Source organism: Paenibacillus sonchi (genome assembly GCF_016772475.1).
GTDB classification, from domain to species: Bacteria; Bacillota; Bacilli; order Paenibacillales; family Paenibacillaceae; genus Paenibacillus_AQ; species Paenibacillus_AQ sonchi.
On sequence record NZ_CP068595.1, the window covers coordinates 3,419,171 to 3,431,944 of the forward strand.

Here is a 12,774-nt window from a genome sequence, read left to right on the forward strand (position 1 = left end):
CACCAGGGAGCAGACCAGAGGTAATCCATACCATGGCCTGCTCCTAATATATATCAAGATATTATTTGGATGTAAGGAATGGAATAATGATGCTGGAACAATACCGGACGGTGCGCTCTCCCGGTTCCCGGGAAGTCGTAATCCGTAAGTCACGCTTCATCGGCCACGTAATGCCGGTGGAGACCGAAGAAGAAGCGGTGCAATTTATCGAGAACATCAAGAAGCAGCATTGGAATGCCACACATAACTGCTCTGGATATATGATTGGCGAGCGGGACGAGATCCAGAGACAGTCGGATGACGGGGAGCCGAGTGGAACGGCCGGTAAACCGATTTTGGAGGTAATTCGCAGCCAAAACGTTAAAAATGTCGCAATTGTTGTTACCCGTTATTTCGGAGGCATTATGCTGGGCGCAGGCGGATTAATCCGGGCCTATACGGACGGCGCTGTCCTGGCACTCGAAGCTGGAGAAGTAATCACCCGTGTGCTGAGGCGTGAGGTATTTGTGGAAATTGACTATACCTGGCTGGGCAAGGTTGAGAATGAGCTTAGAGGAAGAGGCATACAGACTGGTGAAACTTTGTTTACGGATAAAGTTACGCTGCTGTGTCTGCCGCGCAATGATGAGGGAGACGCATTTATGGCATGGATAACGGATCTTACCCAGGGGCAAGCGCTGGTTACAGAAGGGCGGCGGCTTTACTACAGCGAAGGGGAATAAGATATGGCAAGAAGAGCAGTCGAGCAGGAGTTGTCGAGGGAAAGAATTTTGGAAGCGGCCAGGCATTTATTCATTACCAAAGGATACCGGGCAATATCGATGCGCAGCATTGGCCAGCATCTGGGGTACAGCCATGGGTCGCTCTATTATCATTTCAAAGAGAAGGCGGAGCTGTTCTACGCCATTGTTGTCGAGGATTTCAATCATGTTGCCACATTGCTGAATCAGGTTATGCATACGCCGCCTGAACCGGGAATGACGCGGGTGGAACAGCTGATTCTGGAATTTATCCGGTTTGGACTGGATCATCCTTATCAGTACGAGATTATGTTCATGATCCGTGACGAAGAGCTTCTGGCTTATTGCCGTGCGGAACAGGGCCGATGTTTTGAGTTATTCGCAAGCATTGTGCGTTCGCACATGAAAGAAGAGGGTTATGTATCCGAGGACTGGCAGAGCATACCGCTCACCTTGTTCTTGTCCGCACACGGTTTTATTTCTTATTATATCCAGGATAAAGTATCGTTCGAGGATGTCAGACAGGCAGCTGTTATGCATGTCAAGGTATTAAGCCGCAGTTTATAGAGGCTGTGCTTTTTTTAACATTTCCCGGTTTAGCGCGTTGCATTGGTATAACTTTGAATGGTGAAAGTGTGAAGAGGTTTATCCTTGTTATAAAAGACGGCCCCGCAAGAAGTGGCCGTCTTTTTGCTGCAGCAAGGACTATTTTATAGAAGCGGTACGTGAGTACGTAAGTTTAGCCTTCTATAATTTTCAGATAACATTGCCGGCGTCTCGGCCCGTCAAATTCGCAGAAGTAAATGCCCTGCCAGCGGCCCAGCAGCAGTTCGCCCTCATGGATGATGATGCTCTGGGAGGGACCGGCAGTGATGGATTTCAGGTGAGAAGCCGTATTGCCTTCCGCGTGGCGGTATTTGGGATGCTCCCAAGGATAAACCTCGTCAAGCCGCATCAGCACATCATGTTTGACGTCCGGGTCAGCATTTTCATTAATAGCTATTCCCGCAGTGGTGTGCGGACAGTATACAATGATGATGCCATTCTGAACACCGCTTTTTTTGACATAGGAAATGACTTCTCTGGTGATGTCCCTCAGCTCATCCCGTTTGCTGGTACTGATCTCCATGGTGTGCAGCATAATGTTATCCCCTCTCTTTACAATAAATATACTATAGTTTACCCCAAATCGAACGAAAGTAATTGACGAGCGCAAGCGGCATTTGGTAAAGTAGTGATAACTTTAAACCAAGTATATTAATAGGAATAATTATGGCTGTAAAGGCGAGTATACCGACCGGTAAGCCGGAGGTGGGGGGATTTGTTCTTGAATACGCTGCTTAGACACAAGGGCTGGACCTGGGGATTCCGCACGACTATTCTGCTGTATTTTGTGGTACTGATTGTTCTGCCGATACTGGGGGTCTATTACAACTCGTTTTCGCTTGGCTTCAGTAATTTTGCCGAGAGTATCAGTGATCCGATAGCCTGGAAGTCTGTACTGCTGACGCTAAAATTAGCGGTGATGGCTACGGTCATTAATGTGCTGCTTGGGACGATGATTGCCTGGGTGCTGATCCGTTATCAATTTCCCGGGAAGGCGCTGCTGAACAGTCTTGTTGATTTGCCCTTTGCGCTGCCGACGGCAGTCGGGGGGCTGATGATTCTGCTGCTGCTGGGTCCAGGCAGTCTGATTGGCGGCATGGCGGAAGCCCTGGGATTTGAAATTGTATTTCACCAGCCGGCGATTGTGATTGCCATGGTTTTTGTCACCTTTCCCTTTGTGATCCGCGCGGTGCAGCCGCTGCTGGAGGAGCTGGACGCTTCGGAGGAAGAAGCAGCTTATACGATGGGAGCCACGCGCAGCCGCGTGTTCCGGCAGGTCATTCTGCCCTCCATGGCTCCTGGAATGATCAGCGGCGGCATGCTGGCCTTCTCCCGGGCGCTTGCCGAATTCGGAGCTGTTGTACTCGTAGCGGGCAATATTCCGGGACGTACGCTGGTATCCTCCGTGTTCATTTTCGGTGAAGTGGAAAGTGACAATCCGGTCGGGGCTGCGGCGGTATCCGTCATTCTCTTAACCTTGTCCTTCCTTATTCTCTGGCTTATTAACCTTCTGCAGATGAGGGGGAGAAGAGCATGAGAAAGCTGTGGATCGGACTTACTTATCTTGTATTTTTCCTGCTGATTGCCGCACCTCTCGGGAAAATGACGATCGGCGCCTTCAGCGAAGGCTTCGGCGGCTTCTGGAATGCACTAACCCGCCCGGAGGCGCTGCACGCACTGATGATGACAGGGTTCGTCGTTGTGGTGGTTACGCTGCTCAATACGCTGTTCGGCATTATGATGGCCTTGTATCTGGTAAGGGCAAGCTGGTTGGGCAGCCGGGTCAAGGGGCTTCTGAACAGTATCGTCGATCTGCCCTATGCGGTGTCGCCGGTAATCGGCGGCCTGATGATTGTGCTGCTGCTTGGTCCGGAAAGTGCGCTGGGGGCTGTGTTTGAACAAATTGGGCTGAAAATTGTCTATGCTTTTCCGGGAATGGTAATTGCCACACTTTTCGTGACCTTCCCTTTGATGGTCCGCGAGATCATGCCGGTGCTTCAGGAGATCGGCTCGCAGCAGGAGGAGGCAGCTTCAACGCTGGGTGCGTATGGCTGGACCACCTTTTGGAAAGTAACCTGGCCCTCCATCCGCTGGGCTGTCATTTATGGTGTGATTCTGACGGTTGCGCGCTCGCTGGGTGAATTCGGGGCAGTGCTGGTCGTTTCGGGCAATATCATGAACAAAACCCAGACTGCGACCACGCTGGTCTATCAGGATGTCGAGAACTTCAATGTAACGGCTGCGGGCGGTATAGCGCTGGTGCTGGCCGCATTCTCCGCGGGTCTGCTGCTGCTTATGGAATGGAGCAAAAGAAGAAAGGAAGTGCATTAATATGCATGTGGAGGTCCGGGGACTCAATAAGCATTTCGGAGATTTTCACGCGGTGAAGGACGTCAATTTCGGCATTACCAAAGGCCATCTGATCGGGCTGCTCGGTCCAAGCGGCGGGGGCAAAACCTCAATTCTGCGCATGCTGGCGGGACTGGAGACGCCGGACAGCGGCGAGATTGTTTTTCATGGCAGGACGGTCAATAATCTTCCTCCCCAGGAGCGCGAAATCGGCTTTGTGTTCCAGAACTATGCGCTGTTCAAGCATATGACGGTGTATGAGAATATTGCGTTTGGCCTGAAGGTGAAAAAAGCAAACAAACACACTATCCAGAACCGGGTGGCTGAGCTGGTGGAGCTTACGGGTCTCAAGGGTTTTGAAAAACGTTACCCGCATCAGCTCTCAGGGGGTCAGCGCCAGCGTGTTGCCTTTGCCCGGGCGCTTGCGCCTGAGCCGCAGCTGCTGCTGCTGGATGAACCGTTCGCAGCCATTGACGCCAAGATCCGCCAGGAGCTGCGTTCGTGGCTGCGTGAGCTGATTGAGCGTGTCGGCATCACCTCCATTTTCGTAACCCACGACCAGGATGAAGCGATTGAGGTAGCGGATGAGATCATGATTATTAATCAGGGCCGGCTGGAGCAGAAGGGCACGCCTTGGGACATCTATAAGGAGCCGAAGACGCCGTTTGTGGCGACCTTTATCGGGGAGTCTACCCTGATCGAGAGCGCCGCAGAGCTGAAGGGCTTCCACAACACCGGAGGTAAGCCGACTAAGGCGCTGATCCGTCCGGAATATATCGAAGTAGGCCACCTGAATGAATTCAAAATGGCTTCGGCTACGGAGCAGGGCATCGTGAAGCATCTGCATTTCCGCGGCAGCGAATGGCTGGTTGAGGTGGAAGTGAACGGCCATAAGCTGGTCACCTACCGCTCGCTGGAAAAAGAAACCCTGACCCCGGGCCAGGAAATCGCGGTGCTTGTCCACCGTGCTTATCTTTTTAACGACGAGCGGAGCTGGATTCAAGAGAACGGGTTGAAGGAAGACCCAATGCCTGTCTTTATCTAACTAAAGGATGTGTCGCCGGGATGAGGCTTTTCAAAAGGAGCAGACAACTGCACGGATGGCTAGCTGCCCTAATGCTGGCAGTACTCGCGCTGGCGGTGGCCGGGTGCGGAAATGGAAAAGAAAGCACTGCGGCTGAAAAGCCACAGCAAGGTGATCTTACGCTGGTGGTAGGAGCCTATAGTGTGGCGAAGGATGCCATGGGCGAAATTCTGCCCCTGTTCGCGGCAGAGTGGAAGGTCAAAACGGGGCAGACGCTCACGTTCCAGCAGTCTTATGAGGCATCGGGAACCCAGGCCCGGGCCATTGCCGGCGGATTTGAAGCCGATGTGACGCTGCTGGCGATGGAAGGCGATGTCGACAAGCTGGTGAAGGCGGGACTGGTTGAAGCGGACTGGAAGGACCGGGGCGTGAACGGGATGGTGACCCGCTCGGTAGTGGCGCTCGGTACCCGCGAGGGCAACCCCAAGGGCATCCATGATTTTGCCGACCTGGCGAAGCCGGGAGTGAAGGTGCTGTATCCGAACCCTAAGACTTCCGGGGGAGCGCAATGGGACATCAATGCCATCTATGGGGCAGGCCTGAAGCTGTCTGAGGAGCAGGAAGGGGCAAAGAACCCGGCTGCCGCCAAAGCTTTTTTGGAGAGCGTACACGCCAATGTAGAATCTCTGGATAAAAGCGGGCGGGCGTCCATGGCGGCTTTTGAATACGGGGTGGGCGATGTGATTGTCACCTATGAAAATGAGCTGCTGGCCCGGATCGCACAAGGCGTCAAGTATGAAGTGATTATCCCCAGGAACACGATCCTGATCGAAAATCCGGCAGCGGTCGTGAATAAGTACGCTAAGGAACATGGCACCAGCGAAGCTGCGCAAGCCTTAGTGGATTATTTGACTACGCCGGAGGCACAGCAGGTTTTTGCCAAATACGGTTTCCGGCCGGTTGACGAGCAGGTGTATGCAGAGAATAAAGCCCGCTATCCGGTGCCTGCGGGTCTGTTCGATATTTCGTATCTGGGCGGCTGGGATGAGGTTCGCACAACACTGTACTCTAAGCGGGGCATCTGGTATCAGGTGCTGGCCGGAATCTAGGGCACGGAGTGATGGGGGAACTGGAGTATGGATAAGGGATTGGATGGACAAAAAGAGTTGTCTCATCGGCAGGCGGGCCTGCGGAACGGGATGGCTCTTTTTTCGGTTTTTGTGTCTGACCTGGCGTGTGCAGTGGATTGAGCTGGAATGTTGTACAGAATGCAGGTAATGCGGCGAATTTAAGGCGGGAATGCCCGGATTCTTGTATAGAATGCAAGATTTAGGGTGAGATCAGGATGGAATGAGCAGAGATGTTGTACAGCGTGCAAGATTTGGAGTAAATGTGGGGTAGGGCGAGAAGAAATGTTGTACGGCGTGCAGGATTACCTCAGGTTGTTGCTCAAGGTGCCTAGTCTAACGGTGGTGTGTAGGAAAAACGAGTCCTCTCCTTCACTAACAGGATGCAATCGATCGCTGAGCTGTTCTATAATGGTAAAGTGTTTTTGGAACAACCGTGACGATATTAGAAGGAGGTCTGGCTTGTGGACACATTGGTATTTTTGGGAACTGGGGATGCCATGGGCGTACCCCGGGTATATTGCAGCTGCGAGACCTGCATGGAAGCAAGAAGCAGCGGCGACAACGCCCGGCTGCGTTCCTCCGTGCTTATCGATAATGGCAGTGATTTCTGGGTTATTGACTGCGGGCCGGATTGGCGGCGGCAGATGGAGCTGCAGGGACGGCGCAGCATGCGCAGGCTGCTGGTGACTCATCCCCACTTCGATCATATCGGCGGATTGCCGGAATGGGCCGACAGCTGCCGCTGGATGGGGTACAGAGGGGAGCTCTACGCTCCGGCGGAGGTGATTCCTGTGATTCAGCGGCAGTATCCGTGGCTTGGCGGGCAGATCGATATGATTCCTTGCGATGACGGTCTTGAGCTGGATGGCTGGCAGATCCGCACCTGGCGGGTTAACCATGGCAAGAATGGCTATTCCTACGCCTACAGGCTGGAAAAGGACGGCTACACCTGGGTCTATTGCCCGGATTCCATTTCACTGGGACCGGAGGAGACGAAGCATATGCATGGAGCAGATCTGCTGGTGCTGGGGACAAGCTTTTATTATGAATCCGCCGAGCTGTCCACCCGTTCAGTGTATGATATGACTGAAGCGGCAGAGCTGCTGGACATCGTACAGCCAGTCCGTGCGGTGTATACGCATATGTCGCATGATGTGGATATGAGAAAAGACTACATTCTGCCGGGCAATGTGACGCTCGCGGTAACAGGACTGAAGCTGCGGCTGGGTCACGTCGAAGGCTGAGGCTCATAGAAGGAGTTCCAGGCCCCTGCGGAGAGCAGCCGGATAGCCGGATTAGAACTCCTATTTCGGGCTATGGCTTGCGTAGAAGCAGATGAGCAGGTGCTAGTTGGAAAAAGGGAACTTATTTCTTCAAAAAATCAATAATTGAGAGACTTAAGTGGAAAAAGGGAACTTAATTGGGCAGGATTATCTCCACAGGAGCGAAATGAGCTGAATTAGTGATCCTTTTTCCACTTCGCCTGGGGAGTACAGGGTGTTCAAGCGAATTAGTGCCCCTTTTTCCAATTAACCAAGGGGGACTTCCGCAGGTTTCATGTAGGGCCCCCGGACAATAGTAAACTGAAATCTAAAACGGCTACGCCGTCCTTCACCGGACAACGTAGCCGTTTTATTCTGTCGTGCCCGTTAATTCATCGTCATGCCGCCGGTCACGTTAATGGCCTGGCCCGTCATATAGGAGGACAGCGGGCTGGCGAGGAACAGCACTACATTGGCTACATCCTCCGGCTCGGCTGTCCGGCCCAGCGGCACCTGCGAGCGGTCCTCAGCGAGAATATCCTCCGGCTGCATGCCGCGCAGGACAGCGCCTTCTACACGCTCGCGCCGCTTCATGTCCGTCTCGACGATGCCGGGACAGACGGCGTTCACCAGGATTTGCGCCCGGGCCAGCTCCAGCGCCATCACCTTGGTGAAGCCAAGCACGGCATGCTTGGACGCGACATAGTTGCCCATGCAGCGGTAGCCGTTTTTGCCTGCCTGGGAGGCAATGTTGATGATGCGGCCGCCTCCGCCCTGGCGCAGCATCTGTCTTGCTCCCGCCTGGGAGACCAGATATACGCCCTTGGCGTTGATATCCATGACCTTATCCCAGTCTTCCTCCCGGATATCCACGGCGTAATCCATCGTCGAGGTCCCGCTGTTGTTCACCAGAAAGTCGACTCCGCCAAAAGCCTCCACAGCAGCGTCAATCAGCCGCGCAGCGTCCGCACTTACGGTGACATCCATCTGAATCTGTACCAGCCGGTCATGGATACGTTCAAGGCCGGGGCGGCAGGCGATATCTCCGATAACTACATTTGCTCCGGCCTTAAGGAATAAATCTGTGATTCCCTTGCCGATTCCGGTAAGCCCTCCGGTTACAACAAGGGTTTTACCGGCAAAGTCAATATTCAGCATCGTATGAAGGTTCCTTTCAGGCTAGCTGCGGAAGGGATCATCGCTGATGCCGGCTTCCAGCACAAGTCTGGCGTATTCCTTGGCGCTGAACAGGGAGTGGTCTTTATAATTGCCGCATTCCAGCGCAGACACAGCCGGCACATGCTCGGTTTCCAGTACCTTATGCAGGACCTTGGTCAGTGCAGCGGCGACATCGGCCGGCTCATGCTCATCCCAGATAATCAGATAAAAGCCGGTTCTGCACCCCATTGGAGAGATGTCGATGATCCCTTCCAGCTCGTCACGCAGATAGGTAGCCAGCAGATGCTCCAGCGTATGGACGGCTGCCGTGGGCAGGGCGTCGGCATTCGGCTGGAGCAGGCGGAGATCATATTTTTGCACCGTGCTGCCCTTCTCATTTTTCTCTGTACCTGCAACCCGCACATAGGGGGCTTTTACCTTCGTATGATCCAATTGGAAACTTTCAACTTTTGCCATGTTCCTCTTCCTTTCGGCCTTTTCATATCAAACTATCACAATGAATAAGAGAAGTAAATAGTTAATCCGAGTATACTAATCTGCTTAATTAAAATGTGTTGACACGTATATTAATGCATTGTAAGATATGAATCAAATTAAATCACATCAATTTACTAGGAATAATAGGAGGAGAAACATCCGTATGAAGAAAAAATGGATTCATTCAACGTTGCTGGTCGCCGCCGTCGCTTTATTTACTGCCGGATGCGGCAATGACAAGGAAGCTTCCGGTGCTGGCAGCGATTCCTCCGCACAAGAGAAGAAGACACTGAAGATCAGCTTTAATCCCGGACCTTACAGCGATCAGTTCAAGAACGGCGTTGCGCCTTATCTGGAGAAGAAGGGCTATACCATTACCTATAAAGAGTTCACAGACGGCATTCAGCCCAATGTGGCGGTAGCGAACGGCGAAATTGATGCCAACGTGTTCCAGCACTCCTTATACCTGCAGTCCATTAATGAACGGGAAAAAATAGATCTGGTGGGTGTAGTGCAGGTGCCGACTCCGCCAATGGGGCTGTATTCCAAAAAACATAACAGCCTGGATGAAGTGAAGGACGGCGATCAGGTCAATCTGCCGAATGAGCCGGTGAATATGCTCCGCGCCCTGAATGTGCTGAAGGATGTGGGCTGGATTACTCTGAAAGACAACATTGATCCTTTGCAGACTTCGCTTGCTGACATTACCTCGAATCCGCACAACCTGAAGTTTATTGCCACCGAGCCGGCACAGGGACCGCGGGCGCTGGAGGATGTGGATTACGCTGCGATTCAGGGGAACTTCGCTGTATCGAATAACATCAAGCTGACCACGGCACTGCAGCTGGAGAAAATGACCGATCCTTTCACAAATATCGTAGCAGTGGACAGCAAGAACAAGGATGCTCAATTTGTCAAAGACATCATTGAAGGGTATCATTCGGATGAATTCCAGAAATACATCAAATCGAACCCGGATTATGAAGGCTATAAGCTGCCGGCTTATTTTAAATAATAATCCCTTTCCGATCTGTCATTCCTCTGTAAGCGGGGGAGTGGCAGATCATTGTCTATTCCAAAGAATGTGCAAAGAGGTGCAATGAGCATGGATTTTATACCCTCCAGAATCGTCACGGAGCTTCCAGGTAATTATTTCAACGCTATGAAAGCCAAAATCGCCTTATACCGCAGCAGAGGAATCGACGTTATTGATCTGGCCAGCGGCAATCCCGATCAGCCGACGCCGGAGCATATTGTTGCCGCCTTGAAGGAGGCGGTAGACAAGCCGGAGAATCAGGGCTACCCGCCCTTTTATGGCAAAAGCGCTACGCTTGAGGCCATCGCTGTTTTTTATCAGCGTGAATATGGGGTGGCCCTTGACCCGGAGACGGAAGTCGCAGTGTTCAGCGGTTCAGGAATCGGGGTGGTCGGCATTCCGCAGAGCCTGCTGAATCCGGGAGATCTGCTGCTGACGGTCGATCCCGCCTATCCGGCCTATCACGCGGCCGCCGCCTTAGCCGGAGCCCGTGTTCACACGATCCCCGCCTATGAAGCCGAAGGCTTCCTTCCTGATTACGGGACAGTTCCGGAGGAATTAGCCCGTCAGGTCAAGCTGCTGATGCTGAACTATCCCAATAATCCGACGGGGGCGGTGGCTACGGCGGAATTCTTTGAACGGACGCTCGATTTTGCGGCCCGCTATGGATTTGCGGTGCTGAACGATTTTGCTTACGGCGCCTTTGGCTTCGACGGCCATAAGCCGGTCAGTCTGCTGCAGCAGCCGGGCGGCAAGGAATACGGCATCGAAATCTATACCGCCTCCAAAACGTTCAACATGGCCGGCTGGCGCTTCGGCTTTGCCGTGGGCAACGCCTCGATTATCGCGGCACTGAAGCATTATCACACCCAGGCGTACAGCACGGTGTTCGGTGCAGTGCAGGATGCGGCGGCGGCTGCGCTGCTGGGTCCCCAGGAGGGGGTTGCAGAGCTTGGCAGACTGTATGAGCGGCGGCGTGACGTGCTGGTTGCCGGACTGCGGGAGCTGGGATGGGAGATTAAGGCTCCGCAGGGCACCTTTTTTGCCTGGTTCAGAGTCCCGGAAGGCTATACAGCGGCGTCTTTTGCAGCATGTCTGCTGGATGAGGCGCAGGTTGCCGTCGCTGAAGGCGGCGGTTTTGGAGTGCAGGGCCGCGAATATGTGCGGGTCAGCCTCGTGAACAGCGAGGACAAGCTGAACGAAGCCGTTGACCGGATCGCGGCAGCAGGCATATTCAAACGGGTCAAGTTAACGGCCGGTCAGGAGGCGGTGCGCCATGATTGAGATTAAAAATGTATACAAAACCTTTGAACGCAAAGGCCAGTCCATTGAAGCCCTGCGCGGGGTAAGCCTGAGTATTGCCAGAGGGGACATTTACGGCGTTATCGGCTACAGCGGTGCCGGCAAAAGCACGCTGATCCGTCTGGTCAACGCGCTGGAAAGGCCCACTGCCGGGGAAGTGCTGGTGGAAGGCCAGGATCTTGCGGGCTATAATCCGGCAGAGCTGCGGCAGGCCAAAAAGAACATCGGGATGATCTTTCAGCATTTCAATCTGCTGGAATCCAAAACCGTATTCGACAATATCGCCATTCCGCTGGTGCTGCTGAAGCGGAGCAAACAGGAAATCCGCGAGCGAGTGACCGAACTGCTTGAATTCACGGGACTCGGGGATAAAGCGAACAGCTACCCCAAGGAATTATCGGGCGGGCAAAAGCAGCGGGTCGGCATTGCCCGGGCGCTGGCGAGCAATCCCTCGATTCTGCTCTGCGATGAAGCAACTTCGGCGCTTGATCCGCAGACCACCAAGTCGATTCTGGAGCTGCTCCAAAAAGTTAACGAAGAGTACAACATTACGATCATGATCATCACCCATGAAATGGCTGTCATTCAGCAGATCTGCAACAAGGTGGCTGTCATGGAGCGTGGGGAAATCATCGAACAGGGCAATGTGCTGGATATGTTCGGGAGTCCGCATCATCCGACTACGCAGAGCTTTGTGCAGACGGTCATACACAACAGTGTGCCGCAGAGCGTGCTGCATACCCTGAAGGCGGAAAGCGGGCGGCGGCTGTTCAAGCTGAAATTTGTCGGCGGGGCGGCCTCGGAGCCGATCATCAACAGCCTCATCCGCAGGTATGAGGTGGATGTAAATATTCTGTTCGCCAATATGACGGAGATCCAGAATACAACGCTGGGCAATATGATTCTGCAGATGCACGGCGACCATACAGTGATTGACCGGGCAGCCGATTTTATCACCAGCCAGGGCGTTGAGATTACGGAGGTGGAAGCTTAAATGTTCGATTCAGTGATTACTTCGGAGCAGCTGTTTCAGGCACTGAGGGAAACCGTGGTTATGGTGGGCGTATCTTTGTTTTTCGGGGCGCTGCTGGGGATTCCGATTGGTATTATTCTGGTCATTACGCGTCCGGGCGGGGTGCTGGAGAACCGGTTTGTGTATGCGGTCCTTAATCCGGTCATTAACATCATCCGTTCGCTGCCGTTTATTATTCTGCTTGTGGCCATTATTCCTTTTACAAGACTTCTGGTGCATACATCGATCGGTACCAGCGCGGCAATTGTGCCGCTGGTTGTATATGTTGCTCCTTATATAGCGCGGCTGGTGGAGAACTCTTTGCTTGAGGTCAGCCCTGGAATCATGGAAGCTGCTGAAGCGATGGGCGCGACTACCTTTCAGGTCATTTGGCATTTTCTGCTCCCCGAGGCTTTTGGTTCATTGATTCTGACGATGACAACCGCGACGATCGGACTGATCGGGGCTACCGCAATGGCAGGCACAGTGGGCGGCGGGGGGATTGGCGATTTGGCCATCTCCTATGGCTATCAGCGTTTTGATACCTTTGTGATGATTGTGACTGTGGCGATTCTGATTATATTTGTCCAGGGCATTCAGTCCGCAGGGAACCGGCTCGCCCGCAAAGCCCGCCGCGATTAAGCGCGGAACACGGAA

14 protein-coding genes are annotated in these 12,774 nt (G+C 53.3%); 11 read left to right on the forward strand and 3 right to left on the reverse strand.

Going from position 1 to position 12,774, the window contains the following annotated elements; genetic code table 11:
• Positions 1-89 precede the first annotated feature (89 nt).
• Positions 90-722: a YigZ family protein gene (locus tag JI735_RS15550; RefSeq protein WP_039834216.1), complete on the forward strand. Its 633-nt coding sequence runs from the start codon at positions 90-92 to the stop codon at positions 720-722.
• Positions 723-725: 3 nt separating this feature from the next.
• On the forward strand, positions 726-1,307 hold the full coding sequence (locus JI735_RS15555) for a TetR/AcrR family transcriptional regulator (protein ID WP_020428315.1): 582 nt from the start codon (positions 726-728) through the stop codon (positions 1,305-1,307).
• Between the two features lie 172 nt (positions 1,308-1,479).
• Here the strand turns inward: JI735_RS15555 and JI735_RS15560 are convergent, their stop codons facing one another.
• On the reverse strand, positions 1,480-1,881 hold the full coding sequence (locus tag JI735_RS15560) for a secondary thiamine-phosphate synthase enzyme YjbQ (RefSeq protein ID WP_039834212.1): 402 nt from the start codon (positions 1,879-1,881) through the stop codon (positions 1,480-1,482).
• A gap of 186 nt (positions 1,882-2,067) precedes the next feature.
• Here JI735_RS15560 and cysT point away from each other — a divergent pair, with 186 nt between their 5' ends.
• The 5 genes from cysT (at position 2,068) to JI735_RS15585 (ending at position 7,093) form a co-directional block, all read left to right on the forward strand.
• Entirely contained in the window at positions 2,068-2,883 is an 816-nt protein-coding gene (cysT, locus tag JI735_RS15565) for a sulfate ABC transporter permease subunit CysT (protein WP_039834215.1), read from the forward strand.
• Positions 2,880-3,677, forward strand: coding sequence for a sulfate ABC transporter permease subunit (locus JI735_RS15570; protein ID WP_039834211.1), 798 nt, complete (start codon positions 2,880-2,882; stop codon positions 3,675-3,677). Before cysT ends, JI735_RS15570 begins: the two co-directional genes overlap by 4 nt.
• A gap of 1 nt (position 3,678) precedes the next feature.
• Positions 3,679-4,740, forward strand: a complete 1,062-nt coding sequence (locus JI735_RS15575; protein WP_020428311.1) for a sulfate/molybdate ABC transporter ATP-binding protein — start codon at positions 3,679-3,681, stop codon at positions 4,738-4,740.
• A 20-nt stretch (positions 4,741-4,760) separates the two neighbouring features.
• Positions 4,761-5,828: a sulfate ABC transporter substrate-binding protein gene (locus JI735_RS15580; protein WP_039834210.1), complete on the forward strand. Its 1,068-nt coding sequence runs from the start codon at positions 4,761-4,763 to the stop codon at positions 5,826-5,828.
• Positions 5,829-6,310: 482 nt separating this feature from the next.
• The gene (locus JI735_RS15585) at positions 6,311-7,093 is read left to right on the forward strand and encodes an MBL fold metallo-hydrolase (protein WP_039834209.1); all 783 of its coding nucleotides are present in this window, start codon (positions 6,311-6,313) and stop codon (positions 7,091-7,093) included.
• Positions 7,094-7,498: 405 nt separating this feature from the next.
• Here JI735_RS15585 and JI735_RS15590 read toward each other — a convergent pair whose 3' ends face one another.
• Together JI735_RS15590 and JI735_RS15595 are read right to left on the reverse strand one after the other, a co-directional pair.
• Entirely contained in the window at positions 7,499-8,269 is a 771-nt protein-coding gene (locus JI735_RS15590; protein WP_039834208.1) for an SDR family NAD(P)-dependent oxidoreductase, read from the reverse strand.
• Positions 8,270-8,290: 21 nt separating this feature from the next.
• Positions 8,291-8,746: an S-ribosylhomocysteine lyase gene (locus JI735_RS15595; protein ID WP_020428307.1), complete on the reverse strand. Its 456-nt coding sequence runs from the start codon at positions 8,744-8,746 to the stop codon at positions 8,291-8,293.
• 184 nt (positions 8,747-8,930) lie between these two features.
• On the opposite strand from JI735_RS15595, the gene JI735_RS15600 reads away from it, so the two are divergent.
• The 4 genes from JI735_RS15600 (at position 8,931) to JI735_RS15615 (ending at position 12,759) form a co-directional block, all read left to right on the forward strand.
• Positions 8,931-9,782 (forward strand): MetQ/NlpA family ABC transporter substrate-binding protein, encoded by an 852-nt coding sequence (locus JI735_RS15600; RefSeq protein ID WP_039834207.1) that lies wholly within the window; start codon positions 8,931-8,933, stop codon positions 9,780-9,782.
• Positions 9,783-9,872: 90 nt separating this feature from the next.
• Entirely contained in the window at positions 9,873-11,087 is a 1,215-nt protein-coding gene (locus JI735_RS15605; RefSeq protein WP_039834206.1) for an aminotransferase class I/II-fold pyridoxal phosphate-dependent enzyme, read from the forward strand.
• The gene (locus JI735_RS15610; protein ID WP_039834205.1) at positions 11,080-12,099 is read left to right on the forward strand and encodes a methionine ABC transporter ATP-binding protein; all 1,020 of its coding nucleotides are present in this window, start codon (positions 11,080-11,082) and stop codon (positions 12,097-12,099) included. Before JI735_RS15605 ends, JI735_RS15610 begins: the two co-directional genes overlap by 8 nt.
• On the forward strand, positions 12,100-12,759 hold the full coding sequence (locus JI735_RS15615; protein ID WP_039834204.1) for a methionine ABC transporter permease: 660 nt from the start codon (positions 12,100-12,102) through the stop codon (positions 12,757-12,759).
• Positions 12,760-12,774: the final 15 nt, after the last annotated feature.